The following is a 26552-nucleotide window of genomic DNA, read 5'->3' as shown; positions in this document are numbered from 1 at the left end:
GTTTAATTGGACCATCCTGCTAAGGTTTTAAATCTAAAATAAAAATACCCCCATCCAGTTTTCCTGAATGAAGGTTTATTATCAGCATATTCTAGGGAACATCGTCCCAGATAATCTAGTAAGCAATCGTTTCGAACCCAGTGGTGTTTCTAATAATAACTGGCCTTTTTCTTTTCCAACAATCGAACCAATCTCCAGAGCATCCTTGCCTTCCGGAAATTCACGCAAGATATCTAACACCTTGTCTTTTTCCTGTTTGGCAACAATGATAATCGCTTTTCCTTCATTAGCAAGATAAAGAGGGTCGAAACCCAGGAGGTCACAAACCCCATGTACCTCTTCCCGAACCGGCAGATCGAGTTCGTTGATTTTCATTCTAACGTGAAAATCCTCGGCAATCTCAACAAGCGTGGTTGCCAGACCACCCCTGGTCGGATCTCGCATAATACGGACACCATTGGTATGCTCCAGCACTTCGGCAAGCATATGATTTAGCGAAGCACAATCACTGGTAATCGGTACAGTGATCCCCAACTCACCTCTTGCTGCAAGTACGGCAATTCCGTGATCGCCTATGGTACCTGACACCAAGATAGCATCCCCTTCTTCAAACTCGAGGCTGCAGCCTTTATTAGGTTCATAGATGCCAATTCCCGTTGTGTTGATATAGACCCCGTCGGCACTGCCGCGTTCGACTACTTTCGTGTCACCGGCAACAATGGATACCCCTGTTTTCTTGGCTTCGTTCGCCATATCAAACACAATCTTTTTTAAATCTGAAATGGGAAATCCCTCTTCAATCACAAAGCCACAGGTTAGGTAAACAGGTTTCGCCCCACTAACTGCCAAGTCATTAATCGTGCCTGCGACGGCTAACTTTCCTATCGATCCACCAGGGAAGAAAATCGGTTTGATGACAAACGAGTCGGTTGTAACGGCAATTTTACCACTAGGTATTTCAACAGAAGCGGCATCAAATAAGGCAGAATTCCCTTCTCCAAACGCTTCTATAAACACATCCTTGATTAAGCGGTGGCTTAGTTCTCCGCCATCGCCGTGTGCTAAGCTGATAAATTTCTCCATTAGAAACTCTCCCTCATGTATTGATAATAAGCTGCACAGCTGCCTTCTGCCGATACCATACATGGCCCAACTGGATTCATCGGGTGGCATGCCTTACCAAACAATGGACAATCCTCTGGAGAAATCAACCCGCGGATGACTTCCCCACAACGGCACTTCGTCTTCCGCGGCTCCCCGACTTCAACGGTAAATCGTTTCTTGGCGTTAAACTGGTCATATTCCGGTTTTAAATCTAATCCACTCTTTTGGATCACACCAATGCCGCGCCACGCCTCATCACACTCAAGTAAATATTTCTCCATCCATTGATGTATGACCTGGTTGCCTTTTTTACTGACGATGGCAGGGTGGTTATTAACAATCTCGGGTTGACCTGTTAACGCCAACTCTATTGATTTATAAATTCCCATCAATAATTCAGCTGTTTCAAAACCCGTAATCACACCGGAAATTTGATATTCATCCACTAAGTATTGATAGGAATCCTCACCTAACACAATCGATACGTGGCCTGGTAGAAGAAAGCCATCCAAATTCACTTCTCCTGCATCCAATAAATAGCGAAGAACAGGTTCAACTAACTTGGTCGTCATCCAAATCGAGAAATTGTTAATCCGGCGCTTTTCGGCTTCACCAACCATAAGCGTCAAGATTGGAATCGTCGTTTCAAAACCTACCCCCAGAAAAATTATTTCTTTATCTGGATTTTCTTCGGCGACTTTTACGGCATCAACCGGAGCATATAAAACTCGGATATCCTTCCCAGCAATCTTGGAATCTAGTAACGTCTTATTAGACCCTGGAACCTTCATCATATCGCCGAACGTACAGATAATCCGATTTTCACCCTCAGCGAGCGCAATCATTGCATCAATTGAGCGTTGATCTGTTACACAAACAGGACAGCCTGGTCCGGAAATGAGGTTGACATCGTTCTTTAGGCATTGCTTTACACCTGTTCGTGCTAGTGCCATTGTGTGCGAACCACAAACCTCCATTAGTGCCGGTTTTCGACCGAACTTTCGCTGAAATTCTTTCGCCTTTTCAATTACCGCTTCAACGAGAGGTTTACAAATATCCGGGTTATTAGACTGTTTCAGGATTTCGAGCATCGACTAATTTCCTCCATTCCTCCACACTCTGTCTGGCATATGTTTCATCGACGATACTCATTGCCTGACCAGCATGAACAATCACATAATCACCTAGCACTACTTCAGGTACGAAAATAGTTCCTACTGTTGTCTGAGATCCCATTACATCGACAACTGCACTGTATTCCATCTTTTTGACTACTTTTGCTGGCACTCCAACACACATTGGTTAGCACTCCTTTTGGCCGCGGCAACCGCTAATTGCCCATATGATAATCCCCCATCATTACAAGGGACCTGCTCAGGTACAAAAACATTAAACTGTCTGTTCTCTAATTCTGTTCTGACTCTTTTTCTTAAATAACGGTTATGAAAACTTCCACCGGATAACACAACATTCGTGTTCGCATGAGGGTTTCTCTCTTTTAATAACACCATTGACCCTACAATTGCCACTACAATGGTTTCATGAAAGCGGCCGCTAATCATTGCGATGTCTTCACCGGTTAAAACATCATTGCATATCTCTTTCATCATCTTGGAGAAATCTATTGTTATACCGTCCGTTTCTTGCAAATCAAATGGATAAGGCTGATAGATTACCTGATCATTAACGAGCTCGGCTAACTGAATTGCCGCTTCCCCGTCATAGGTGGACACTCTAGTTATCCCACAGATCGCACTAACCGCATCAAACAGCCGGCCGCATGTCCCGGCATAGACAGTATTAAGATTTTTCTCGATCATTTTTTCTAACATCTCAATTTCTGCGGATTTATCTGTAAAAATCGCTTTTGCCAGCACTACCCCCGCATCACCATGGTAGCCAATCAACATTGCCACAGCATTTCGCCAAGGCTCACGGATACATTTTTCACTTCCAGGAAGAGGAGTATAGTGTAAATGGGCCATTCTTTCGAATCCTGCCGCGTCTCCAGAGAAGATTTCAAATCCCCAAATCTTCCCGTCCAGACCATAACCAGTTCCATCTAAAATAATCCCATAGGTCAGGCCAGACAGGTGATGCTCATCGATGCAGGCGGCCATATGGGCATGGTGATGTTGGACTTCAATGACCTCAGTAAATAGATATTCTTTAGCCATCCTCTGAACTTGATAGCCTGGGTGGGCATCAATCACTGCGGTTTTCATTGGTGTATCAATCCATTTCAACAGGTGTTTTAATTCATACTGATAATGGTCAATCGTTTCAATATTTTCTAAATCACCAATATGAGGACCGACAAATATTTGTTCATTTCTTCCAATCGTAAATGTGGTTTTTTGCTGTCCTCCGAATGCCACGATGCCAGTTACATCATTATTAGTTGTAAACGGATCGGGAACATAGCCTCTGGATCTTCTCAAAAAATCCACATTTCCATCATTTAGCTGCACAACCGAATCATCAACTGGGTGAAGAATCGCGCGGTTATGAATTAAATAATAATCGGCAATGCCATCTAGGTATTGAAAGGCTTCTTCGTCCTTGAAGACAATCGGCAGCCCGGAAGGATTTGCACTGGTCATCACCAAGCATGAAAGCTCTGGATCAGCCAATAGTAAATGGTGATGCGGCGTGTATGGAAGCATCACTCCAATTGTTCTCATTCTAGGAGCCACACTGGCGGCTAATTCAAAACCATCCCTTTTCTTCAAAACAACAATTGGTGATTCCGGGCTCTGCAAAAGATCACGTTCTGCTACATTAAACTCCGACAGCTTTTCTACTTCTGTCATTGATGCTGCCATGACAGCAAGCGGCCTTAGTGGACGGTTTTTCCGTCTTCGCAATTCGGCAACTGCTTGCTCATTTCGGGCATCACAGCACAAGTGGTATCCACCCAAACCCTTAATAGCAACTACTTTCCCCTCTTTTAATAGCCTGATTGTTTCCTTGATTGGATTCTCTGAATCGATTTCTTCTCCCAGATTTCCCAGCAACTTCAGCTGTGGTCCACATTTGGGACATGCAATCGGCTGGGCATGATGACGCCGATTAGTCGGATCTTCGTATTCCCGCCGGCAATCGTCACACATCGGAAATTCCACCATTGAAGTGTACGGCCGATCATATGGCAATGCTTCGATAATTGTATAGCGCGGTCCGCATTGGGTACAATTAATGAACGGATATTGATAGCGAAAATCGTTCGGATCATTCATTTCCCGCAGGCAGTCCTCACAAACTGCCGAATCGATTGGAATGACAAGCATGGAGGTTCCGCTTCGTTCGCTCGCAATAATCGTAAATCCTGCCCTGTTTTCGATTACCGACTCTTCCACTAGTATTTCATTTATTTTTGAAAGCCGTGGCGCACGAATTTTTAAGTCTGATAGAAACATCTGAATCCTCTCAGACTCTCCTTCGAGATGGATTTTAACCCCGTCCATATTATTTTGGACCGTTCCGTTCAGTTGATAGGTAGCAGCCAGTTGAAAGACAAACGGACGAAAGCCAACACCTTGTACCCTGCCCCTAACAGCAATCTTTACTGCCGCACGCATCGTGCATATGCTCCTTCAATCCAGGAAAACCATTCATGCAGTCCTTCCTGTGTTCTTGCGGAAAGCGGTAATAGTGTGGACTGGGGATTAATTTCCGATAGATCCCTTCGCGCTTCTTCGACACTAAAATCAAGGTAGGGAAGTAGATCGATTTTATTCAACAGGACGAGTTCCGTTCGCATAAACATTTGTGGATACTTGGGAATCTTGTCGTTTCCTTCCGGAACACTGAGAACCGCTACCTTATGATTCTGTCCAAGGTCATAGCCTGATGGGCAAACTAAATTCCCCACATTTTCAATAAACAAAAGATCAATTTCATCTAAGTCAAATTCCCCTAAGCTTGCTGCTATCATTCTCGCATCTAGATGGCAGCCGCCATGGGTGTTAATCTGAACGGCCCTCGCACCCATTGCTCGAATCCGGTCCGCATCTCGTTCAGTTGCTAAGTCACCTTCGATCACGGCGATTCGATATTTGCCTGCTAACTCCCTGACTGTTTCTTCTAGTAACGTGGTCTTCCCTGCTCCTGGAGAACTCATTAAATTAATGACCAAAGTATTTGTACTTGTAAAGAGTTCCCGATTGAAATCTGCGGCCTTGTTGTTATTCGTTAATACGTCTGTTCTTAAAGTTACCTTCATTTTTCAAAACTCCCTTCGTATGACAAAACCTGAAATGTTTCTCCTGTTAATACCTTTCCTGAGGGGACGTTACAGTTTGGACATAAGGCAATTTTCTGATCAGGCTTGTATGTCTCCCCACACAACACACATTCTGCGATTGCTTCCTCAAGCTGAATGATGAGCGCTGCTTTATTTGTAAAAAGCTGTGGATTTTGCTCACGAAAGATTTCAAAGGCCATTCTCAGCGCGTCAGGCATCGCATTTGCGATTTCGCCGACGATTAATTCTACTTTTTCAATTTTATTTAAACCTTTTGCTGCTGCATCCTCATGAACCAGTTGAAGGATATCCCCCATTAGCGCCATTTCATGCATGCTGTTCACCCAGTTTCTTTTGCTTCTGAAAACCAATATATACGGTATTTTCTTTAGACTTAAGCGGGTAAGTTTCAAGCAGTAATTCCCCTGTTTGTGTCTTAAAATTGAATTCTTTTTGACAATTTAAACATTTCCCACTTGAATATAGTGTTGTAACAATAATAATAGTCGAACATACAGGACACACTCCGTTCATTGCCTGCATGTTCGTTCCATTTCGTACAACTATTATTGGCTTTCCAGCGATAAATTTCATTTCAAGATCGTGATTGCCATCCTGCTCTTTTTCTAAGGGCAGCCAGGTAATCCCAAGGGCACGGTCGGCGGCAGCTTCAACCTTTTCGAAATCCTCATGGATAAAAGGCTCATAAACTGACTTAACGGTCTGGAATAAACTGCCCGCCATTTCCTTTAGAAAATCGCCCCGTTTCATGATGCTTCTCTCCATCGCTTCACTTGCTCAATCACGGTGTTCGCTAATTCACCAAGTTTTTTCTGGTTCGTATCGGTTAACTCGATCCCCATTTGCAGGGAGGTTGGCTGCATCCCAAACATCACAATTTGTTTTGGGTAACGTTCCCTCATCTTAGCTGCAAGCAACACTTCTTGGAAGCCGAGCTGATGAATCGACATTTTAATCCCAAAATAAGCAGGGATTTCATCACCCACTAACGTAATGATAGTGCCTGGTTCCTTTCCCGCATTAATGGCATCGATGATAATTAAGTTTTCGGCATCTTCCACGGGTCCTAGTAATTTCATCCCATCGGTTAAGCCTTCAATTATTTCAATATTCTCATAGCCTTTTAAGGCCTCTTCCAACAATGGTAAAAGGTGAATGCCAACACCCTCATCAGAGAAGAGGGTGTTGCCAATTCCTAAAATAGTAATCTTTCGGTCTATTTGTCTATTCATTGTTTTTCTCACCTACAGATTTTCTCGTCGTTGTTTTATAGCCAGAAAACATGGATGAGATGGAGCCATTTCGTTCCAAATAGTCATCACGGAAGGCCATGTATACATGAATAAGAGTAAATAACATGAAGCCCCATGCCGCTAGATGATGCCAGGAGCGAAGCGTATAACTGTCCCCTCCAAATAGGTAAGGCACCCAAACAAATAGTTTTGCCCAAAACGCTTCTTGCTGTGGCTCAAAGTACATATAGAAACCAGTCAACATAACAATCCAGGAGCCCAGCCCAATAAAAATCCAGTAGCTTAACTGCGCTAACGGGTTATGTCCTACATAATGTGGTTTTTTATTTTTCAAAAATAAATAAAACTTGACGGTTTCAAAAACTTCTTTCCAAAAAAGCCATCTTAATGGATTGGAAGTGGCAAATTTATTTCCTTTCCATACCCAATATAAACGGAAGATAAGATTCAGCGTGAAAAGAAAGGCAGCAAAAAAGTGAATATATCTCATCCAGCCCATTAGATTCGAATAATAGGCTTCATCTGGAATGATTGCTGCTGAAAATGGTTTCCCAATATACAAACCGGTCCCCATTAACAGGATAATTGCAAACATGTTTAACCAGTGAAAAATCCTTACAGGCAGTTCCCAAACGTAAACTCTAACTTCATTCTTAACGGGTTTATAATGAATTTCCCTCTCAGTGTGAAAGGAATTTTCACTGTTAATATCCGGTGTACCTGGGAAAGGACCCGGTGGTTGAGTCGGTAATTCTGGCGCACCCATCTGTCTTCCTCCTAACCTAAACGAATTTCAGTCGTCGTATTCGTTTCCAAATCTGTTAAGTGAACGGCACATGCAAGACATGGGTCAAACGAATGGATAATCCGCATAATTTCAAGCGGTTGCTCCTTATTTAACATTGGTGTCCCTTTCAATGCCGCTTCGTAAGCACCAATATTATTTTTATGATCACGCGGTGAGGCATTCCAGGTTGACGGAACAACCGCTTGGTAGTTATGGGTTTTTCCATCTTTGATATCAATCCAATGTCCAAGGGCTCCGCGTGGCGCTTCCATCCAGCCCACCCCTTTAGCACGTGCTGGCCATGTACTCGGGTCCCATTTAGAGCGGTCGAAGGTCGTTTGGTTGCCGCTCTTGACATTTTTCAGAAGTTCATCCATATCATTGCGTAACCATCCAGAAATCAACACGGTTTCAAGTCCACGAGCAACCGTTCTTCCCAGTGCTGATTGGAGTGCTGAGATTGGCAATCCAAGCTTTTTCAAGGTTTCATCTACAATGTTTACAATCTCTTCTTTTCCGGCCGCATACCCGACAATCATCCTCGCAAGCGGTCCTGTTTCCATCGGATGCTCTTTCCAGCGCGGAGCTTTCAGCCAGCTATACTCTTTATCCGTATCCAGTTGCTTAAACGGTGCTTTTGGACCCGTGTAGTTAAAGGTAGTCTCCCCTTCAAATGGATGTTTCCCTTTACCGCCCTTGTCGCCGTCATAGGTATACCAGGAATGATCAATAAACTCCTGAACATGCTCTGGGTCTTTCAAGTCTACATCTAACACTTCTTTTAAATTACCGTTTAAGACAATTCCTCTTGGCATTCGATATAGTTTTGTATCATAGAGGTCTCCAGTTGAGAAATCTCCATAGCACAGGTAATTATTAAGGCCGCCGCCATAAGTCCAATCCTTATAATATGAACCTATTGCAAGTAGATCTGGAATATAAACCTGATTAACAAACTCTTTCGCTTGATCGATGAGCTGTGATACATGCATTAACCGTTCGGCATGGATACCGTTATCACTGTCAATATCTAATGGTGTGGCCATTCCGCCAACCACATAATGCGGATGAGGGTTTTTGCCTCCAAAAATAGTGTGGATTTTAACAATTTCCTTTTGCCAATCTAATGCTTCTAGGTAATGTGCAACGGCTAATAAATTTACTTCAGGTGGCAGCTTATAGGCTTTATGACCCCAATAGCCATTTGCAAAAATGCCTAGCTGCCCACTTTGCACTAATTTCTTCACTTTGTTTTGTACATCCGTGAAGTAACCAGGCGATGATTTTGGCCAGCTTGAAATAGATTGGGCAATCCGAGATGTTTCTGCTGGATTGGCACTAATCGCACTAACGACATCGACCCAGTCTAAAGCATGCAGATGATAGAAATGGACGATATGATCATGAACAAACAGGGCTTCGTTCATAATGTCACGAATTAAATGGGCATTTCGTGGTATTTTTATCTTTAATGCATCTTCAACCGAACGGATCGATGCAAGCGCATGGACCGTGGTACAGACGCCGCAAATCCTTTGTACATAAGCCCAAACATCACGCGGGTCACGGTCTCTTACGATTAATTCAAGTCCACGGACGGCAGTCCCTGAACTAAACGCATCTTTAATGACGCCTTTTTCATCTATATCTACTTCTACCCGAAGGTGACCTTCAATTCTCGTGATTGGATCTACAACTATGCGTTCACTCATTATTCTTCACCCCGTTTGTCGTCTATCTTTCTCTTGATAACCGTCCCTGCTGCATGAACGGCAATACCAGCAGATGTCAAGCCAATGGCAGCTAAGCCAACAGCATCTGGATTGATGGTGGTTTGTGTTCCAGGAATTTTGGCTCTTCTTGTATAGAGCGGACCATTGTCCCAGAAGTCTTTTTCTGAACAGCCAATGCATGGATTTCCAGATTGAATCGGGTAACTCACCCCGCCATTCCAGCGCATCTCTGCACAAGAATTGTAGGTTGTCGGACCTTTACAGCCGACTTTATATAAACAATAGCCTTGTTTGGCACCTTCATCATCAAAAGATTCCACAAAAAGTCCTGCATCAAAATAGGCACGACGATTGCATTTATCATGTATTCGGTGGCGGTAAAAAGCCTTCGGACGGCCAAATTGATCTAGTTCAGGTAATTTCCCAAAAGTAATAATGTGAGCGATGACGCCTGTCATTACTTCCGAAATAGGCGGACACCCTGGAACTAGGATGGTTGGTGTATCTTTTACAAAACTGGTTATCGGCTTTGCTCCCGTTGGATTTGGATGTGCTGCGGCAATACCACCCCATGATGAGCAGGATCCATAAGCAATTATCGCTTTGGCACCTGCAGCCATTTCCAAGAAGGTTTCTTTCGCCGATTGCCCTGCAACTGATAGGAACGAATCATCTTCCGGAATACTTCCTTCCACTGCAAGGACATATTCACCTTTATAATCCTTTAATACTTGCTTCATGGAAGCTTCCACCTGATGCCCAGATGCCGCCGCCAATACTTCTGAATACTCGAGTGAAATCATTTCTAGTAAAACGCTTTCAGTTTTTGGCTGCGAGGATCGAATAAATGATTCCGAGCATCCTGTACAATCTTGAAATTGAAGCCATACCACAGGAACCCTTGTTTTTGTTTCCATCGCTTTTACAACTTGATCTGACTGGGTGAACTCTAGCCCGAGAGTGGCTGCTAAGGCAGTACACATTTTCAGGAAGTCACGCCGGCTAAATCCATGATCGATCGCGGCTTCATATACTGTTTTCTGTCTCTTCATCCGCTTTCCCCTCCACATATCATGAAAATAAGAAAATAATGTTATTACATGAAAATTGTAGTCTAGTGATAGGTATTTCGTCATGAATATTCAAAAAAGTACACAAACTATCCTTAACTACATTTTTACAATAAAATTAATTTTTAAGTTGAAAATATTAATAACCAACGCAAAAAAAGACCTCAAGAGATTAACTCTTAAGATCTTTGTGGCTAATTTAGGCTTCCATTATCTCTTCTTCCTTGTCTTCGTCCTGCTGCTTTTTCAAGCGTTTGCGGTAAACAAATTTCGATAAATTAATACTAATTTCGTACAGAAGTAAGAGTGGGACGGTTACGACAAAATCAGACATAAAATCTGGAGGTGTGATTACAACCGCAATAATAATTAAAACGAAATAAGCATATTTACGAATTTTTGATAGGACAAACGGATTGATAATTCCTAGAGACGTTAAAAACATGACTACAACTGGGAGTTCAAACAATACCCCGAATGGCAGGGTCATGTTTAAGATAAAGCTAAAATATCTTTCAGCTGTAAAGTTTGTGACAAACATATCTTTACCGATGTTGACTAAGAAGTCTAACACCATCGGGAAAATAATAAAATATCCAAAAGCAAGACCAATAATAAATAAGAAAAATAAGGCTGGAACATATGAAAGAGTAATTTTTCTTTCAACCGGTCTCAAGGCCGGTCTGACAAACAGCCAAATTTGTAATGCGAGAACCGGTATCGTTCCTGCAACGGCAACCACTGTGGCCAGCATAAAATAAATCCACATAATATCACTTGGTCCAAGAACCAGTAGTTTGGTATTTCCAACAAACCATTTATAGATATCATCGACGTAAATAAAACCAACAATAAAAAAAACTACAAATGCAAGTGCAGAAATAATAATCCGTTTACGTAGTTCCTCTAAATGATCCACTAAATTTAATTCTTTATCATTCATGTACTTCCCCTGCCAATTTCAAAAGGTTTAAGATGAGCACGTGTATGTCGCCCTCAAAAAATAAATTCCTTTTAACTCTAAAAGAAATGCTATTAGGTAATCAAGTTGAACATGTTTTCACGTGTTCTAATAGGTTAAACCTGAAGAAGAAAAGGTGTAAGACACTAGATCTCACACCTTATTTAGTCAAGTTTTTCTTTTCCTCATCAATGTCTTTCATAACATCATCTGTGAGTTCACGTGTAGATTTTTTAAATTCCTTTAATGTTTGTCCAAAGGCACGGCCGATTTCTGGAAGTTTCTTTGGTCCAAAAATGATTAATGCAAGTGTTAAAATCAAAATCAATCCTGGAACTCCAATATTAGAAAACATGGATTTACATCCCCTTTAATTGTTGTTTTATTGCTACTATGATTATATTACCAAAAACCTATTTTAGGAATTGTATGCTTAATAATTCATAGTAATTTCACAATATCTAGTAAAAAATACATAATAGTGATATTTAGCATTTCTTATCACATTATAAAGGACTATTGCCAATTTAACAATTACTACTATTTAAGTCAATGAATAAAATATTTGTGGAATTTTTAAAATATTTTGACAACTAGTTAGAATTTGAATATAATTTGATCATTAGTAACATATATTTTTGCATATGAAAGACAATAACGTTAGGATGTGATGATAATGGAATTTTCACTTTGCAGTTTTGATGGAGCTCTTCCTGTAGAGGTCACAATTGATGACGATAACGGAAGATACACTATTCGCAAAAGCGACCGGAGTGGTGAATATTTTAATAACCCGCTTGAACTTATTGCCTGGATAAGAGCCCATTTCAATGAGGATGAATTTTGCCATCCCCAGGAGTTCAGGGGGATGCTGACAAAATTATCTGAGTACGAATTAAATGGATCCTATTTCTAATCCTAAACTAGAAAGAAGCACCAGCGATTCGCTGATGCTTCTTTTTATGTGCGGACCTCATATTATTTTTTTTCATATAGCCTAAATTCATAATCATACGGATTTTTATCATCCTGTATTCCTTTTTCATTAGAAACTAATTTCCATTCGCTAGGATCAAATTCCGGAAAGAATGTGTCTCCTGCAAATTCGTCATGAATTAGTGTTATGTAAAGCCGGTCCGCATGCGGAAATGTCTCTTTGAAAATTTCCGCACCACCAATCACAAAGATTTCATCACTTTGCTCTTGGCTATAGTTTACAAAATCCTCAACAGTGTAAAAAACTGTACAATCCTCACTCAGGTAATCAGGCTGTCGAGTAATAACAATATTCTCTCTACCAGGCAGCACACGTCCAATCGATTCATGCGTTTTTCTTCCCATCGCAATTGGGTGGCCCATTGTTACCCTTTTAAAAAATTTTAAATCCTCCGGTAAATGCCATGGGAGTTGATTATCTTTCCCGATTACTCTATTTTTGTCCATTGCGACAATAAAGGAAATCATATACTGACCGCTCCTTTTATATGTGGATGTGGGTCATATCCTTCCAATGTAAAGTCTTCATACTCAAACGAGTAGATATCTTTGACATGTGGATTAATTTTGAGGGTCGGTAAGGGACGAGGTTCTCTCCCCATTTGCAAGTTTACTTGCTCTAGATGGTTTCGATAAATATGCACATCACCAAATGTATGAATAAATTCACCGGGTTCAAGGTCACAAACCTGAGCAATCATCATAGTCAAGAGCGCGTAGGATGCGATGTTAAACGGAACACCAAGAAATACATCGGCCGAGCGCTGATAAAGTTGACAGGACAGTTTATTGTCTGCCACATAAAATTGAAACATGCAGTGGCAAGGAGGCAGAGCCATATTGTCAATTTCCGCCACGTTCCATGCATTTACAAGCAGCCGTCTTGAATTTGGATTTGTATTAATCTGGTGGATAAGCTCGGTAATCTGATCAACAGTTTTACCGTCGGCACCTGTCCAAGAACGCCATTGGTGACCATATACAGGACCTAATTCTCCATTTTCGTCGGCCCATTCATTCCAAATGCGAACACCATTTTCCTGTAAATAACGGACATTGGTATCACCGTTTAAAAACCAGAGCAGTTCATAGATAATTGATTTCAAATGGAGCTTTTTTGTCGTCATGAGTGGAAATCCTTCCGCCAAATTAAACCTCATTTGATACCCGAAGGTGCTGATTGTTCCAGTACCCGTCCGGTCACCCTTTACGTTCCCATTTTCAAGTACATGTTTACATAATTCTAAGTATTGTTTCACCGTGGACACTCCCTTATCTGCACATATTTATCTATTTTAACAATCAAAGACCCTTTAAGGAAGTGTTAGCTGTCAACTAATTTACGCATCGTCTATTCCACTTATCATTTCATAGATTAATAGACGAAAAGAATATGCTTCAACCAGAGTTTATAATTGAATAGTTGGTAATAAAGAGGAAAAGCTGCCGTTTTGAAAACGACAGCTTTTCAATACATTTAAACTTCTAAACCATAGTTACGGCACAGAGCTGCTAATCCCCCTGCAAATCCGCTGCCGATTGCGTTAAATTTCCAATCGCCATTGTGGCGATAAAGTTCACAAAACACAACCGCGGTTTCTACTGAAAAGTCCTCACCAAGATCAAAGCGTAAAATCTCATTATCCGTTTCCTCGTTAACTAGACGAACAAAGGCATTCGAGACTTGACCGAAATTCTGATATCTTGCTTCAGCTTCATGTATAGTTACTGTAATCGCAATTCGATGAATATGGGCAGGAACTTTACTGAAATCAATCTTGATTTGCTCATCGTCTCCGTCACCTTCACCCGTTCGATTATCGCCTGTATGTTCAACAGAACCGGAGGGGTCAACTAGATTATTGTAAAAAATAAAATCTAAATCATTAATGACTCTGCCATTTGCGTCAGCTAAAAAAGCTGATGCATCTAGGTCGAAGTCGTTTCCGCCATGATAATGATTCGTATCCCAACCGAGACCAACAATTACTTTTGTTAACCCTGGGTTTGTTTTGGTTAAATCAATTCTTTGACCCTTTGCTAAGTTAATACCCAAGTGGATCACCTCTATATAAGCTAAAATTCTACCTAACTAAATGAACGAACTACTTCACTAAGGCTGGCCGCATTTGTACCGCTGCCAATCGCCGCAAACTTCCATTCATTCCCGTGACGATAAATTTCTCCTGTTACAAGGCATGTTTGCCCGCTGTAGTTGTCTGATAGGTTATAGTGAAGTAATTCTTGGTTATTTCCAGGATTAACAATCCTGATAAACGCATTTTTAATCATACCAAAATGCTGCTTTCTCTTCACACAATCATAGATATTAACTACGAATACAAGCTTTTGGATATGTGCGGGAACACGATTCAAATCTACCATCACCTGTTCGTCATCACCGTCACCATCACCTGTTAGATTATCTCCAGAGTGCTGTATACTGCCGTCATTACTTCTTAAGTTTCCAAAGTAAACAACATCCTTGTTGTTTTGAAGCTTGTCGTTTGCACCAAGCATGATAACAGAGGCATCACAGTCAATATTTGCACCACCGCCGCCGCCAAATAAACCACCGAATAAACCGCCGCCACTACTTTGAACAGGATCCCAGCCTAATCCTACCATGATTTTTGATAAGCCAGGATTACCTTTCGTTAAATCAACTCGTTGACCTTTTTGTAAATTAATCGCCATTTGATTCACACCCCAGTTTGAAATTTTGTATACCAATAATTATTTTTCCTACGATTGTTTCAGTTTTTTAAAGTTATCCTGCAGTTGTTCCAGACGTTTAGTACCTTCCATCCGGAGCCGTTTATTTTCTTCTTCAATAGACTTTGTTTCCTGCATGCCTTTGATAATAATGTTCCAGGATTCTTCAATGGTCTCAATTTTAATACTCGGACCGCCTGCCAGTCTGGCAATGTCAGTGCTTTGCTGCGAGATGTTTTGGGCATTCTTTAGAAGCATTTCGTTTGTTCTGCGGTCTAGTTCACTCATTGAATCAGCAACTAACTTTTGCCTTTTGGCGGCCATCGCTTGAATTAATCCATTTTTAAAAATTGGAATGGTCGTCACAAAGGCAGAATTGATTTTGCCAATCAATTTCGTATTTCCTCTTTGCAAAAGACGAATTTGTGGTGCAGTCTGAAGGGAGACCATCTTCGCCATTTCTAAGTCATAAATCCGAGTCTCCAATAATTCAATCGCATTTTTCAGTGTATCCAATTGCATGGAAGCCAGTTGGTCCCCAGCGGCACTCCGAGCTTCCAGCTTTGGAAGTTGATTATTTTTCAAATCCTCAACTTTCAATTCTCCCGCTACAATATATTTTTCAAGTGTTAAATAATATTGATAGTTTTGCTCATACATTTGTTCAAGCATATTGGTCGAATCAACCATTTCATGCTGATATTTTGATATTTCTATGTATACCTTGTCGATTTCGGCGCCCATCGTTTGGTATTTGCCAAACAGCTTTTCAACCATCTTTTCGCCCTTTTTAAAAAGTTTACCGAGAATCCCGCCTGAGGTCTTTTGAAAGTCCTTCGCATCGAATTTATCCATAATGCGCCCCAGTTGTTTTAATAGTTCACCTGAATCCTCCACTTTTGTGGTACGCATATTATTTAAGATTTGGTCTGAAAAGCGGGAAATATGTACCGCAGGTTCCTTACCATATTCTAAAACTTGGATTTGATCTCGCTCATCGATTGAGCGGGCTAAATTTTGAATCTCTGGTTCTTTTCGAAGCGCTAGTTTAATATCAGAGATTTTTGTTTCTGTCAGGGTATCGTCTGCACCTGCATGCGTTAAGCTACTTGATGGATTGGGTGTAAGAGTCACTTATTAATCTCCCCTTAAATTTTTTAAGATTCCTTGAAAAAGTCCTTTTTTAAAAATAGAGGGTTCTTTAAATTCTAAATCGAAAACGACGTCTTCAAGCCAGTGCTTATCAAATAAACGTTCATCAAGAAAGTTTTCAATATCATTATGTCCAGGTGGATTATAGAGAATGATATCAATCCCAAATTGATTCAGTAATAAAAGCAGGGCTGCATCCGACCTCGAAATCATACCAGCGATCTCATTATTGAAAATGATTAATTTCGGCACATGCTGGGAGTAGTCAAACCTCTCCAGCAATTGTATGATTGGTTTTGGCATAAACAAGGCTTGAGTAAATAAATACAGTCTTACATCCTCGATACTTTCCTTCATCAACGTCTTTAACCCAGGTTTTTCACATATTCTTCTTACCGCATGAGCAATACCTTTTTGTAACCCTGATGCTAAAAAAGAATAGGGCCAGTAATGTGACTTCATCATGATTTCTGGGTTAATCAACCCGTCTTTCCCTATTGCATTTCGGTAATGAAAGCGAAAATCACTTGTACTTGACATCGTAAATGGCAAACGGCGAATCAGTAAACTATGTTCTAATTCACTGAGGGCTTGCAGACGGTCCCAATATTCTTTGCGATTTTTACTGACGCCTGAAACTTTTGCAAAGATTGAAGGGATTTTGACTTCCCCGTTCCCAACCTCAAAATCAGGCCGAATCATCGCCATCTCTTTCCCAAGGATAAAAAGTTCGTCATAGGTTGTCTTTAAAGTGATGGAGGACGGAGTGTATTCCCTCAATTGCCAAGGTTTGTATAGGCCAGAACCTTCTTGGTTTAGAATGGTTTCGATTTCTTTTGAAGCTCGGTAAGCAACCGTTGCTTTACGTGACCGCAACGCCTGAGGAAATGGTTCTGCTTTCATTCGATTAGGAAATTCATGCAAGAATACAGGTTCATCAAACATCCCGTCTAAAATATCTTTACCTTCCGGATGGAAAATGACGATGTCACATCCAAGCTTCAATAAATAAAATAAAAAATATTGGTGACTTTTCTTAAAATCTCCGTACCATAAAAATTTTGGCATCTCTTTTTGTGGATCTGTATGCTCTAGCAATGGCTCTAAATGATTGATAGTCCACTTAACAATGTCAACAAGGACCCGCCTTAGGTCATGATTTCCCAGCCCATCTTTTTCCTTATTGGCAAACAACTCCAGTGTTTTAATCATGGCTTCGCGGAGCTTACGATGGATAACGGGCACCTTTGATTTCAACAATAGCTGTTCTCCGTCAAGAAAAGCTGTAAACCGATTGATGGACAGCTTTTGTTCACGATTAATATTGATTATTTTTTGAATGGATTGAAAGTGATGGTTGTTTATCCGTTTATCAAGCGAATCCTCACTTAATAATTGAAGGTTCCATTCCGAATTATTAACATAATCAAACAGCTGGTTATAATAATGGTCTTGATCGATTGGTATCCCAAGAAATTTCCCAATTACTTGCCCGATATGAATGACTCCATTTTCTAATGAATAATTTGGCCGTTCCGGCAGCGCTTTTTTCAGGACAGACTGCCAATTTTCATATGAAAGGGATACAGGTCGGGCGTCTAACTGATTAAATGATGGATTCATTCATAATCCCTTCCCTCTAAAAGCGAAAGCTTCTTTTTATAACGTTTAGCAAATTATGTAAGGTTTCCATATCATCATATCACAGTTATTTAATTGGTTCATTTGTTTATACGAAACTGATACAAAAATGTTTCATATAATCAGCATTTTCCCCATTTTTCACCTTCTTTCTTGTCCCTACATACTATTTGAGTACTGACACTAAAGTAGGTGAATTGAATGAGGTTCTTATATAAGCGCCCTCGGATGGATCACATAGATGAGGAATTAAATACGGTGATGGATGTCATGGTTTCAAATCTGTTTATCTATTTAGATTTAATTATATTCAGTTTAATCTTTACGTTACTACTATCCCCTGTGCTGCATTCACTAACCTTTTCAATCGTATTTTTTTTGGGAAGTTATTGTTTATTTTCGTGTATTTACTATTTTGTTTTTTCCCCCAAAACGAAACAAGATTAAATTTTAAGATGAAGTAAATCTAGAAATTTCTTGAGAATCTCCTCTCCTGCACCGATACCATAATTCTTAGTAAGAGAATAATTACTGGTACCTGACACCCTTGCAAGCTCACCATGGGCAGGAACGTAACGAGTGTGGCAGTTTTTCAGGAAATCCCAATCTAGCACGGAGTCCCCCGCACCCGCGATTACTTCTAATCCTTCTCGTTTTGAGATAAAGTCAAGTGCATCCCCTTTGCTTATCGCTCGTGGGATAAAGTAAAGCTTTCTCCCTTGAATCGAAATTCTCCAACCATTAGAAAGAGCCACATCATTAATCGCTTTGCGATCAGTAGCAGGTGGAAGACTGTTTAAGATAAAATAAAAAAATAAATTCTCCGCCTGCTTTATTTGCCCATCAAATTGAAATCCTGCCTTTTTTAAGTTGGTAAGCAGCTCCGCTTGGGTAACTGATTCTTCGCTTATACGAGATTTAATATGGGCAGCCCACTCTTCTATTAATTTACCGTGATAAATAATGTTAGCTCCATTGGAAGTAATCGCATATGTTAATGGAATGTCTTCCTTAAAAATATGAAAACGGTTAAATTGATCCGTTGTCCTGGTGGTAACGGGAATAAATAAACTTGTTAGCGATAACTCTTTTAATTTGTTGTAGGAGGCTGTTGTCATATATGAAACCCAGTGATTATCTCTTTTTTCAACCGGTTTCAGGACAAGCTGATTCTCGTTCCCCAGTTCATCGATTGCCCGTTTCGAATAAACAAGTGTACGGTCAAGGTCAGATGCAAAAATCATGCTTTACTCTCCTTGACCGCTTTAATTAAGCCGCAGCATAAATACTTTAAATTCGGATACGGTACGACTTCAACTCCTTTTTCCTCAGCCAGCATAAGGATATGCTTGACATAAGGGCTTGTTGGATCCCGCATAAGGATCTTCCAAGGGTCCCTGCGGAGCAACACTCTCGTCGTTTCGCCAACACCCGGTTTAATGTAATGGGTACTCTCAATTCCAAATTCCGATTGAATTCGCTTTACGTCTTCCATTCCTAAGAATCCAGTATCAATTTTCTCCTGACCCTTCTTCCGAGCCGCACTGATTGCATCCTTTGATATGTTAGCAAATTCTTTACTAATTAAATCTATATATTGATTGGAAACATCGATTGGAATCAATTCCTGATAAAACTTCGCTCCATGGAAATCATCCTTTCCGATATATTTGGCATTTAAAACCGTTCTGCTCACTAATCCGGATACGGTTGAATTAAGACAAGCACTTGGGATTAAGAAATCTTCCCTCGTCCCAAACAGTGTAGTGCAGTAGCCAGGATCAGCAATCACTGCTAAGGTATCATCAAGATGTACCCCATATTTTTTTTGATAATCCTGACATGCTTTGGTTAATTCAAGCGATATTGCCCCTTTTCCGGTCCAGCCATCGACAAACTGAATGTGTGCGTCAGGGTGATTCATTAAAATATATTGGAGTGCATTTTCATCAATTCCCCGGTCCCGGATAATAGATACACTGTAATGAGGCAATAGAACATCATAGTTCATATAAAGATATCTTTTAATCAAGATTCCGACAGGTGTTCCGGCACGAGCCAGAGATACTAGGACGGTTTTATCACCTTTAGCCTGATAAATTTGTTCGGCAACGACCCCAACGCATAAAGCCACTTTTTGTTTGTTTTCCTGTAAGGTTGACCAGAATAAATCAACATAGGCTTTTGGTGGTTGGTATTCAATTGGCAATGATTCACTATAATGAACTCCTGATTGGACCTTTATTTCACGATTTTCTATCGTATCCTCTAAGGAAATTTCACTTAAATCCTTTAATAGAAATTGAACATCTTCCGCTTGATAGCTTCCGATATTGGCAGGCTTATTGATAGTGGTTTTCAACTAATTCACCCCGACCTTCCGAAAAAAAGACGAGCCTAATCATCTTTATTTGTAATTTTGCTAGTTTATTCAGCAATGGCTGAAGATTCTCTAAGTCTACTTTTCTTTCTATGAAAATAAATATTTCATCATAATAGCCTGACGGAATGTTGTATACATAGTGAGTAATCGATAGGTCTTCCGGATTGGAAAAAGACACACCGAATTTAGCCCCGTATCCAAACTTGTTTTCAATAAAGATGGGGCTGCGAGTGGTTGATTGATAATAAACATCACTACCCATTTTTGAAGCAAGTTTCATTGGCAGGTACATAAACTCTCCCGTTCCTAGGCAAAGCGTTCTTTTTCCTGTTCTTTTTTGATTCAAAATATTCGCCGCTGCAGAAGCTTTCTGATGTAGATAGTTGTTCTCTCCGCTAGTAAGGCCGAATCTACCTGTTTCTTTAATATAAGCGGTCTTATTATTAGGGTTAATTGCTATATAAGGAGTAATTGAAAAGATAGGGGAAAGGTCAATCCATTCTACAAATGAATCAACGCTCACAATCCTTTCAGCGATTGTGGGCCGTTCCTCAATTTCACGAACCTGATTAACCTTTATATTCCCAGATAACAGACTTACTACATTGATTTTGATACCAAGTTGTTGTTCTAGCTGGTTAAATCGATTTTTATCCTCTTTCGAACGCCAATCCAAAATGGAAACAATGGTATAATTACGTCTCGGGAACCTGTTCTGAATGGACTGAATTATATTTAAGGCCGTTTTTCCAGAGGTTAATTCATCATCCACAAGGACAATTTCTCGCTTATTTTGGATCATTTCCAACGGAATATAACAGCGGTGGGAAGTCGCATGGGAATGCTCTTCTTCAAAGGTGATTTCAGGCTTTACTTGGAAGAGCTCTTCCCTCGTGGTGTGAAAGTATTCCGCAGAATGGAAGCAATCAAAGAAAGCATGCCCAAGCGCAGTGGCCGTTTCAGCAAAGCCAATCACTACAGGATGAATATGTTCAGGAATAAAGGGCAAGCAATGGTAGGATTCATTTTTTCTAAACGAGGTTAATAGACTCTCAGTTACTAAACTTTTCATCCCTTTCACCATTTCAAGGTACCTTACACCAATGAGGGCAGCAGTTAACAGCCCCTTATTAGGGTTAATGGGTATGTGTTTTCCAAGCACCTTACTTACGAATAAGAAAGAGCGTTTCTTATTAATTCTAGCTGCCATAACGAACAACTCTTCAATCTGTAAATTATACGGATTTTCTGTCACCTCTATCTCAGTTTCAATTGAGTCTAGGATATTATACATATACTTCTTTTTTAATAAGGTCGATGGTTGTAAATTCTTCATGCAGCACCCCGTACAACTGTGATTTTAAGATGGTTTTTTTGGCCCAATAATAATGAGGTTTGATCTCGTTCATTTTATTTGCAAAATTACTTTTCATAACGCCGATTTCCCCTGTAGCTGCTTTTATGATATTACTTGCATCAATAAATTCCTCATAGGACACTACATTGAGGGCTTGAACTACTTTAATATGTGAGGGATGAATAATCGTTTTTCCCGTTAACCCGTTTGCGATATCCATTATTATTTCTTGGATTAACCCATCCATATGTTCATTAATTAATGTAGTGCGCCATTTCAGCCCTTCTTCACCGTAACGCTCACGGAAAGGTGTTTGTCTAAGCTGTGGCTTTAGCATTCTTTTCTTCGAAGAAAAATACTCCCAAACCGGCCCTGAAACGACATACCCACTTTCAAAGCGTTGAAAGACATTGATAATATCAGAAATACAATCTCTCAACACAGCGATATCATAGACTGTGGTATCTGCACTGCGGCGAATTCCATATAATCCACAAAAATCGGTTGCCCCAATCCTGACATTTAGGATATTATCTTTGTAGCGGTCGAGAAGTTCTTTTATGCCCATTAATTCTTCCATTCGAGTTTCTTTTTGAATGACCTTTGCTGACTCCAAGATAGGCATGGCATAAAACGGATGCTGTTCAGTATGTATTCTTCTCACTTCCATTAAATATTCCTCACCAGTTTCAGAACTGAATTTCGGAAGGACGACACCGGTCAGTAATTTCATGGCATTTCCTAATTCTTCTGTAACTCGTTTTAACTGCTCCAGGTTTCGAATTCGGATAAACATGAGCGGCAGGTCCATATAGTCTAAAAAGCCTTTATTCAATTCACCATTCAACTTTAATAACTCATTAACGAGCATTTCCTCCGCATCCAATACCTCTTTATCTCCTACGGCATCTTCTAAATCAATCACGAGTGAGGTTAACCCTTCATGCTTTTTGGAGAGGATTTCTTGATGGATATACGGACGTGTCGCTGGCATATATAGTGTAGCGCCTAAACCATATGACAAAAGGTCACGGTTTGAATATTTAGTAAAAGGTTGCGGCTTTTGAAAAAAGAAGCGTTTAATTTCATCTTCGTAAAAATAGGTAAAAAACTTCATACCAGTTCTCCTCTTATAAAGCTAAAAAATAGAGGAGACGGACTCTCGTCAGCTCCCCTTTTTAGACAACATATATTATTGGTTTTCTTTACTGGTTTCCTTTTTCTTATTCATGAAGTGAACAATAAAGGTTGCTCCAAATGTTACTGCTAGAATGATAAAGAAATGTAAGGATTCAATATGAATATTAATTAATGGGAGAGTAAGGGCCATCTTAATCGCAATAATAAGGATTAAGATATAGGCAGTTGTCTCAAGTTCTGGAACTCTGTCAATTAATGTAAGGAATACTCCGGCAACACCTCGCATCATTAACACACCCAGGATTCCACCAACAAATAAAATCCATACCTGATTACTTACCCCAAATGCAGCTAGAACGCTATCGACTGAGAAAGCAATATCCATTAATTCAACGGCAGCTACCGTACCCCAGAAGGTGCCAAATAAGCGAATTAGCAGGCCGCCCTGGTTAATTCCTTCCGCTTCCTCCTCATCATGACTACCGTTGCCTTTACGCTTATCAATGAAATATTTAATTGCAAGCCATGCCAGATACCCGGCCCCAAGGGCTTTAATAAACCAAAAATCAATTAAGTAAACCCCGATTCCAATCGCGATAAATCGGAAAATGTATGCCCCTAACAAACCATAGAACAGCGCTTTTTTCCGCTTTTGAGGCGGCAGATGTTTGACCATTACAGCTAAGACAAGTGCATTATCCGCAGAAAGCAGACCCTCTAAAATAATCAAGGTCCCAATAAGTCCCCAGCTGACTGGATCGACTAATATCTTACCCCACATATTCAAATCAAAAAATTGTGCATATGTGTCTAAGATGTGATTAATAACAGACATTTAAAATAATTCCCCCATCATAACAAGTTTTTGTAAAAAGACCCAGCGAGTGGCTGGATCTTCAAATTTTTGAATTATCCAACTTGTAAACCAAAGTCAGTCGCAAGTGCAGCTAATCCGCCTTGATAACCGCTGCCGATGGCACTAAACTTCCATTCACCATTATGGCGATATAGTTCACCCACAACTACTGCCGTTTCAATTGAGAAGTCCTCACCTAAATCATAACGAATTAATTCTTCACCATTCGCTTCATTGTAAATTCGGACATAAGCATTGGAAACCTGGCCAAAGTTTTGATTTCTGCTATCTGCTTCATGAATTGTAATAGTAAACGCAATTCGCTGAATAGTTGATGGAACCGTAGAAAGATTAACCTTTACGCCTTCATCATCACCATCACCTGCACCAGTGCGATTGTCTCCAGTATGTACAACAGCTCCATTAGCTCCTTGAGGATTATTATAGAAAATAAAGTCTGTTTCACTCGTTACTTTACCATTGTCGCCTAGTAAGAAAACAGATGAATCTAAATCAAAGTCATTTCCACCATCATATTTGTTTGTGTCCCATCCAAGTCCGACCACAACATTGGTTAACCCTGGATTGGTTTTTGTTAAATCCACTTTTTGACCTTTTGATAAACTGATTGCCATTTTTTTCATTCCTCCATTTTAGGTAATAGTCTATTTACGAGTTTGTCATAAAAAGGTTTCATTTATTATAATAAAATTTTTTTGTACCCATTAGCAAATATCCCTAACTCATCCATTTGGGCGGCGTGTTTTTGGCCCAATATATCGCCCCTAAATCATGATGGCTTTGGAAATCATCATGATAGGTGTGATAATGAAAATTAAACCAATAGCCTGCTTGCGGCGGGTTATCTCTTCTTACATGAAAACGAAGGACATCTCTTCCGAGTAACTGATTGTTTATATTAAAAATTTTTTCGGAATGACCGGCGCCAGGCTGTTCTGTAATCATAAGATTTTTCAAATCTTCATCAGGAAATTGGACAGTAATTTCTTCAAGGGCTTTCTCAATATTTGGCAAAATTATTTCCCTGAACTCATTCTCAATGACTGGTTTTATTTTTGCACCGAATTTCTGGTAGGACTGCAGCTCTGCTTGTTTTTTTAGATCTTCCAAAAACTTTTCTTTATTAAAATCATTTTCTTCATTAGTCGTGTTCGATTGTCTGAAGGCAATTTGTGGCGATGGCGCTTCAAACACATCTCGGTCGGTCAGATTTTCCCCGTTTACCTGATCAATTAGCTGTGTGGGGGTTACAAGACCAAAAGTTAAAACAGAAACTAGTACAAATAACGTTTTACGAAACCATTGGTTCATTTTAGGTCACCTATTCTTAAGCTATTTTCTATTATTTTCTGAAATTACCTAGTATAGAAAATATTATACTTCCTTTTTCGAATAAATGGAAAACTTTCCGTTTTTCTTCAGCATGCAAAAAAAGGATGTCGACTGACATCCTTTTTAGCAATGGGCTTCAAATGCACCCAATAAATTATGCATAACAGTTTCCATTGGCATTCCTTCAATATCATGTCTAGGAATGAAATGAACCACCTTTTTATCTTTTAACAATGCCATCGATGGTGATGATGGTTCAATTCCTTCAAAATACTCACGCATTTTTGCAGTTGCCTCTTTATCCTGTCCAGCAAAAACAGTTACTAAATGGTTAGGCTTTTTCTCACTATTTAGTACAGCTTGAGTTGCAGCAGGGCGTGCTAATCCAGCAGCACATCCACAGACAGAATTTACAACAACAAGGGTTGTTCCACTTACATTTCCTATAAATTGTTCTACTTCTTGTGCAGTCGAGAGTTCCTCAAAACCTGCCCTAGTTAATTCTTCACGCATCGGTAAAACCATTTGTTTCATATATTCTTCATAGGCATTTGACATTTAAATCACTCCGTTTCGATTCTTCCATTTTAGGATACCCATAATAATAGCCATTTGCAATTCTAATCGCTTGTTTTTCTTGATTCAGTCATTTGTTTCCAAACAGAACCTTTGGCTTCCTCGCCGCCTTCTATTCTTTCAATGGCCATTTTCACCTGCAAACTTACTTCAAATTCCGAATCATTTTCGGCAACTCTTAACGCTGGAAGTGCCTTTTTATCGCCTGACTCATATAAAAACATGGCTGCCCGCCAGCGAACTAATTTGCTTTTATCCTGCAAGGCCAGCATCATTTCATCTGCAGCTTCTGGAAATCCCAGATCTGACAGGCAATCCCCTGCTGTCCTGCGAACGGTCACCGTGTTATCCTTCAGCGCCTTATATAGAAGCGGAAGCACATCCTTCTCCTTTATCATGCCGAGGTATACGGTAGCAAGTCTTCGTATCGAAGCTTTTTCATCTGATAGTGCTTTTTCGAGTACAGGAAGATCCACTAGTTCAGGGTCATCCATTTGTTCAAGCATTTGATAGCGAATTTGCCAGTCTGAATTTTGTAAATCCGCAATCGACACTTTTTGACGTGGCCGATTTATTTTTTGTTCAGGTGCTGTTTCTGATGTTTGTGCTTTTGCGACCAATTCTTCTAATCGTTCCTGAGGATAGGCGGCAATTAACTCATCGACTACCTCCTGTCCAATCTGCTCTAAATCCCCATAACGGACACCTTGATTTTGCCATTTTCTAAGTAAGAGATAGTGATCATTAGGTAGTTGTGCTCTTTCGCGTGCCTTTAGAAAGTAATCTGGCATTCCAAACCGTTTTTCAGAAGTGCCATCGGTCAGCTTTACTTGGAGAGGAATCTCCTTAAATATCTGAACTTCAACCTTGATTTCTCCAAAATGTTCATCCATTTTCCTAGTTTGGGAGACTTCTTCAGAATGTTCGCCAAAGGCTTGGCGCACTCGCGGCAATAATTCCTTCCAATCGTATTTCACATTTCGTTCGACAGCAAGAAAATCAGCCACATGGTAAACACCTTTGATTCCTTCTATTTGGAGTATCGCTTGAATAATTGTGGGTGCATCGACAGCTGTATCTTTTTTATAATTATGGCTTTTCCCCATCGGAAGTTCTTCATCTAAGTTTATTTTCATTGTATTTGGACTTGGCGTTGGTTCGATTGCCTTAATTCTCAACGGTATCACCTAATTCTATTGGTATTTGAC

General features: G+C 40.1%; 29 protein-coding genes. 1 reads left to right on the top strand and 28 read right to left on the bottom strand.

What is annotated here, in order from left to right:
- Positions 1-81 precede the first annotated feature (81 nt).
- The 13 genes from hypE to V7121_RS14145 form a co-directional block, all read right to left on the bottom strand.
- Positions 82-1083 carry a hydrogenase expression/formation protein HypE gene (gene hypE / locus V7121_RS14205; protein WP_335500296.1) on the bottom strand — a complete coding sequence of 334 codons (1002 nt, stop codon included), beginning with the start codon at positions 1081-1083 and terminating at the stop codon, positions 82-84.
- The gene (gene hypD / locus V7121_RS14200) at positions 1083-2195 is read right to left on the bottom strand and encodes a hydrogenase formation protein HypD (RefSeq protein ID WP_335500298.1); all 1113 of its coding nucleotides are present in this window, start codon (positions 2193-2195) and stop codon (positions 1083-1085) included. Before hypD ends, hypE begins: the two co-directional genes overlap by 1 nt.
- On the bottom strand, positions 2170-2403 hold the full coding sequence (locus V7121_RS14195) for a HypC/HybG/HupF family hydrogenase formation chaperone (RefSeq protein ID WP_335500300.1): 234 nt from the start codon (positions 2401-2403) through the stop codon (positions 2170-2172). Before V7121_RS14195 ends, hypD begins: the two co-directional genes overlap by 26 nt.
- Positions 2376-4685: a carbamoyltransferase HypF gene (gene hypF / locus V7121_RS14190; protein ID WP_335546877.1), complete on the bottom strand. Its 2310-nt coding sequence runs from the start codon at positions 4683-4685 to the stop codon at positions 2376-2378. The genes V7121_RS14195 and hypF overlap by 28 nt, the downstream gene beginning before the upstream one ends.
- Positions 4670-5329: a hydrogenase nickel incorporation protein HypB gene (gene hypB, locus V7121_RS14185; RefSeq protein ID WP_335500303.1), complete on the bottom strand. Its 660-nt coding sequence runs from the start codon at positions 5327-5329 to the stop codon at positions 4670-4672. The genes hypF and hypB overlap by 16 nt, the downstream gene beginning before the upstream one ends.
- Positions 5326-5685, bottom strand: coding sequence for a hydrogenase maturation nickel metallochaperone HypA/HybF (locus V7121_RS14180; RefSeq protein WP_335546875.1), 360 nt, complete (start codon positions 5683-5685; stop codon positions 5326-5328). The genes hypB and V7121_RS14180 overlap by 4 nt, the downstream gene beginning before the upstream one ends.
- Positions 5678-6121 carry a hypothetical protein gene (locus V7121_RS14175; protein ID WP_335500307.1) on the bottom strand — a complete coding sequence of 148 codons (444 nt, stop codon included), beginning with the start codon at positions 6119-6121 and terminating at the stop codon, positions 5678-5680. The genes V7121_RS14180 and V7121_RS14175 overlap by 8 nt, the downstream gene beginning before the upstream one ends.
- Positions 6118-6603, bottom strand: coding sequence for a HyaD/HybD family hydrogenase maturation endopeptidase (locus tag V7121_RS14170; RefSeq protein WP_335500309.1), 486 nt, complete (start codon positions 6601-6603; stop codon positions 6118-6120). Before V7121_RS14170 ends, V7121_RS14175 begins: the two co-directional genes overlap by 4 nt.
- A complete protein-coding gene (gene cybH / locus V7121_RS14165; protein WP_335500311.1) occupies positions 6596-7390 on the bottom strand; it encodes a Ni/Fe-hydrogenase, b-type cytochrome subunit in 795 nt (264 codons plus the stop codon). The genes V7121_RS14170 and cybH overlap by 8 nt, the downstream gene beginning before the upstream one ends.
- An 11-nt stretch (positions 7391-7401) precedes the next feature.
- Positions 7402-9123: a nickel-dependent hydrogenase large subunit gene (locus V7121_RS14160; protein ID WP_335500312.1), complete on the bottom strand. Its 1722-nt coding sequence runs from the start codon at positions 9121-9123 to the stop codon at positions 7402-7404.
- Positions 9123-10196, bottom strand: coding sequence for a hydrogenase small subunit (locus tag V7121_RS14155; protein ID WP_335500314.1), 1074 nt, complete (start codon positions 10194-10196; stop codon positions 9123-9125). Before V7121_RS14155 ends, V7121_RS14160 begins: the two co-directional genes overlap by 1 nt.
- A gap of 217 nt (positions 10197-10413) precedes the next feature.
- Positions 10414-11157, bottom strand: a complete 744-nt coding sequence (gene tatC / locus V7121_RS14150) for a twin-arginine translocase subunit TatC (RefSeq protein WP_335500316.1) — start codon at positions 11155-11157, stop codon at positions 10414-10416.
- A 178-nt stretch (positions 11158-11335) separates the two neighbouring features.
- Entirely contained in the window at positions 11336-11530 is a 195-nt protein-coding gene (locus tag V7121_RS14145; protein WP_066256906.1) for a twin-arginine translocase TatA/TatE family subunit, read from the bottom strand.
- A gap of 321 nt (positions 11531-11851) precedes the next feature.
- Here V7121_RS14145 and V7121_RS14140 point away from each other — a divergent pair, with 321 nt between their 5' ends.
- Positions 11852-12091, top strand: coding sequence for a hypothetical protein (locus V7121_RS14140; RefSeq protein WP_335500318.1), 240 nt, complete (start codon positions 11852-11854; stop codon positions 12089-12091).
- Positions 12092-12153: 62 nt separating this feature from the next.
- Here the strand turns inward: V7121_RS14140 and V7121_RS14135 are convergent, their stop codons facing one another.
- The 15 genes from V7121_RS14135 to V7121_RS14065 all read right to left on the bottom strand — a co-directional run bounded on the left by V7121_RS14135 (position 12154) and on the right by V7121_RS14065 (position 26522).
- Positions 12154-12639, bottom strand: a complete 486-nt coding sequence (locus tag V7121_RS14135; RefSeq protein WP_335500319.1) for a dihydrofolate reductase — start codon at positions 12637-12639, stop codon at positions 12154-12156.
- Entirely contained in the window at positions 12636-13430 is a 795-nt protein-coding gene (locus tag V7121_RS14130) for a thymidylate synthase (protein ID WP_335500321.1), read from the bottom strand. The genes V7121_RS14135 and V7121_RS14130 overlap by 4 nt, the downstream gene beginning before the upstream one ends.
- Positions 13431-13648: 218 nt before the next feature.
- A complete protein-coding gene (locus tag V7121_RS14125) occupies positions 13649-14227 on the bottom strand; it encodes a TerD family protein (protein WP_335500324.1) in 579 nt (192 codons plus the stop codon).
- Positions 14228-14259: 32 nt separating this feature from the next.
- Positions 14260-14868, bottom strand: coding sequence for a TerD family protein (locus tag V7121_RS14120; protein ID WP_335500325.1), 609 nt, complete (start codon positions 14866-14868; stop codon positions 14260-14262).
- A 48-nt stretch (positions 14869-14916) separates the two neighbouring features.
- Positions 14917-16020 (bottom strand): toxic anion resistance protein, encoded by a 1104-nt coding sequence (locus tag V7121_RS14115; protein ID WP_420490616.1) that lies wholly within the window; start codon positions 16018-16020, stop codon positions 14917-14919.
- 3 nt (positions 16021-16023) lie between these two features.
- Entirely contained in the window at positions 16024-17661 is a 1638-nt protein-coding gene (locus tag V7121_RS14110; RefSeq protein WP_335500327.1) for a YceG family protein, read from the bottom strand.
- A gap of 461 nt (positions 17662-18122) precedes the next feature.
- Complete coding sequence (locus tag V7121_RS14105; protein ID WP_335500328.1) at positions 18123-18923, bottom strand: hypothetical protein; 801 nt, start codon at positions 18921-18923, stop codon at positions 18123-18125.
- The gene (locus V7121_RS14100; RefSeq protein WP_335500330.1) at positions 18920-20041 is read right to left on the bottom strand and encodes a cysteine protease StiP family protein; all 1122 of its coding nucleotides are present in this window, start codon (positions 20039-20041) and stop codon (positions 18920-18922) included. Before V7121_RS14100 ends, V7121_RS14105 begins: the two co-directional genes overlap by 4 nt.
- A complete protein-coding gene (locus V7121_RS14095) occupies positions 20022-21398 on the bottom strand; it encodes a phosphoribosyltransferase family protein (RefSeq protein WP_335500332.1) in 1377 nt (458 codons plus the stop codon). Before V7121_RS14095 ends, V7121_RS14100 begins: the two co-directional genes overlap by 20 nt.
- The gene (locus V7121_RS14090; protein ID WP_335500334.1) at positions 21349-22536 is read right to left on the bottom strand and encodes an HpcH/HpaI aldolase/citrate lyase family protein; all 1188 of its coding nucleotides are present in this window, start codon (positions 22534-22536) and stop codon (positions 21349-21351) included. Before V7121_RS14090 ends, V7121_RS14095 begins: the two co-directional genes overlap by 50 nt.
- 75 nt (positions 22537-22611) lie before the next feature.
- The gene (locus V7121_RS14085; RefSeq protein ID WP_335500336.1) at positions 22612-23394 is read right to left on the bottom strand and encodes a TerC family protein; all 783 of its coding nucleotides are present in this window, start codon (positions 23392-23394) and stop codon (positions 22612-22614) included.
- Between the two features lie 74 nt (positions 23395-23468).
- Positions 23469-24050 (bottom strand): TerD family protein, encoded by a 582-nt coding sequence (locus tag V7121_RS14080; RefSeq protein ID WP_335500338.1) that lies wholly within the window; start codon positions 24048-24050, stop codon positions 23469-23471.
- A 103-nt stretch (positions 24051-24153) separates the two neighbouring features.
- Positions 24154-24747 (bottom strand): YpjP family protein, encoded by a 594-nt coding sequence (locus V7121_RS14075; RefSeq protein ID WP_335500340.1) that lies wholly within the window; start codon positions 24745-24747, stop codon positions 24154-24156.
- 144 nt (positions 24748-24891) lie between these two features.
- Complete coding sequence (locus V7121_RS14070) at positions 24892-25326, bottom strand: BrxA/BrxB family bacilliredoxin (protein ID WP_335500342.1); 435 nt, start codon at positions 25324-25326, stop codon at positions 24892-24894.
- A gap of 62 nt (positions 25327-25388) precedes the next feature.
- Positions 25389-26522, bottom strand: a complete 1134-nt coding sequence (locus V7121_RS14065) for a conserved virulence factor C family protein (RefSeq protein WP_335546873.1) — start codon at positions 26520-26522, stop codon at positions 25389-25391.
- Between the last annotated feature and the right edge of the window lie 30 nt (positions 26523-26552).

This window comes from Neobacillus drentensis (assembly GCF_036962125.1).
In the GTDB taxonomy this organism is placed as follows: Bacteria; Bacillota; Bacilli; order Bacillales; family Cytobacillaceae; genus Neobacillus; species Neobacillus drentensis_B.
Note: the sequence above shows the minus strand (reverse complement) of the source record. Positions and strands in the feature narration are given on the sequence as shown.

What these genes read in the sequence shown, in the direction of transcription:
- hypE (WP_335500296.1), bottom strand. Translation starts at nt 1,083, where the DNA reads ATGGAGAAATTTATCAGCTTAGCACACGGCGATGGCGGAGAACTAAGC.
- V7121_RS14095 (WP_335500332.1), bottom strand. Translation starts at nt 21,398, where the DNA reads ATGAAGAATTTACAACCATCGACCTTATTAAAAAAGAAGTATATGTAT.
- V7121_RS14085 (WP_335500336.1), bottom strand. Translation starts at nt 23,394, where the DNA reads ATGTCTGTTATTAATCACATCTTAGACACATATGCACAATTTTTTGAT.
- hypF (WP_335546877.1), bottom strand. Translation starts at nt 4,685, where the DNA reads ATGCGTGCGGCAGTAAAGATTGCTGTTAGGGGCAGGGTACAAGGTGTT.
- V7121_RS14160 (WP_335500312.1), bottom strand. Translation starts at nt 9,123, where the DNA reads ATGAGTGAACGCATAGTTGTAGATCCAATCACGAGAATTGAAGGTCAC.
- V7121_RS14075 (WP_335500340.1), bottom strand. Translation starts at nt 24,747, where the DNA reads ATGAACCAATGGTTTCGTAAAACGTTATTTGTACTAGTTTCTGTTTTA.
- V7121_RS14090 (WP_335500334.1), bottom strand. Translation starts at nt 22,536, where the DNA reads ATGAAGTTTTTTACCTATTTTTACGAAGATGAAATTAAACGCTTCTTT.
- V7121_RS14195 (WP_335500300.1), bottom strand. Translation starts at nt 2,403, where the DNA reads ATGTGTGTTGGAGTGCCAGCAAAAGTAGTCAAAAAGATGGAATACAGT.
- V7121_RS14120 (WP_335500325.1), bottom strand. Translation starts at nt 14,868, where the DNA reads ATGGCGATTAATTTACAAAAAGGTCAACGAGTTGATTTAACGAAAGGT.
- V7121_RS14170 (WP_335500309.1), bottom strand. Translation starts at nt 6,603, where the DNA reads ATGAATAGACAAATAGACCGAAAGATTACTATTTTAGGAATTGGCAAC.
- V7121_RS14140 (WP_335500318.1), top strand. Translation starts at nt 11,852, where the DNA reads ATGGAATTTTCACTTTGCAGTTTTGATGGAGCTCTTCCTGTAGAGGTC.
- V7121_RS14145 (WP_066256906.1), bottom strand. Translation starts at nt 11,530, where the DNA reads ATGTTTTCTAATATTGGAGTTCCAGGATTGATTTTGATTTTAACACTT.
- V7121_RS14110 (WP_335500327.1), bottom strand. Translation starts at nt 17,661, where the DNA reads ATGAATCCATCATTTAATCAGTTAGACGCCCGACCTGTATCCCTTTCA.
- V7121_RS14070 (WP_335500342.1), bottom strand. Translation starts at nt 25,326, where the DNA reads ATGTCAAATGCCTATGAAGAATATATGAAACAAATGGTTTTACCGATG.
- hypD (WP_335500298.1), bottom strand. Translation starts at nt 2,195, where the DNA reads ATGCTCGAAATCCTGAAACAGTCTAATAACCCGGATATTTGTAAACCT.
- tatC (WP_335500316.1), bottom strand. Translation starts at nt 11,157, where the DNA reads ATGAATGATAAAGAATTAAATTTAGTGGATCATTTAGAGGAACTACGT.
- V7121_RS14135 (WP_335500319.1), bottom strand. Translation starts at nt 12,639, where the DNA reads ATGATTTCCTTTATTGTCGCAATGGACAAAAATAGAGTAATCGGGAAA.
- V7121_RS14155 (WP_335500314.1), bottom strand. Translation starts at nt 10,196, where the DNA reads ATGAAGAGACAGAAAACAGTATATGAAGCCGCGATCGATCATGGATTT.
- V7121_RS14180 (WP_335546875.1), bottom strand. Translation starts at nt 5,685, where the DNA reads ATGCATGAAATGGCGCTAATGGGGGATATCCTTCAACTGGTTCATGAG.
- V7121_RS14105 (WP_335500328.1), bottom strand. Translation starts at nt 18,923, where the DNA reads ATGATTTTTGCATCTGACCTTGACCGTACACTTGTTTATTCGAAACGG.
- hypB (WP_335500303.1), bottom strand. Translation starts at nt 5,329, where the DNA reads ATGAAGGTAACTTTAAGAACAGACGTATTAACGAATAACAACAAGGCC.
- V7121_RS14080 (WP_335500338.1), bottom strand. Translation starts at nt 24,050, where the DNA reads ATGGCAATCAGTTTATCAAAAGGTCAAAAAGTGGATTTAACAAAAACC.
- cybH (WP_335500311.1), bottom strand. Translation starts at nt 7,390, where the DNA reads ATGGGTGCGCCAGAATTACCGACTCAACCACCGGGTCCTTTCCCAGGT.
- V7121_RS14175 (WP_335500307.1), bottom strand. Translation starts at nt 6,121, where the DNA reads ATGAAACGGGGCGATTTTCTAAAGGAAATGGCGGGCAGTTTATTCCAG.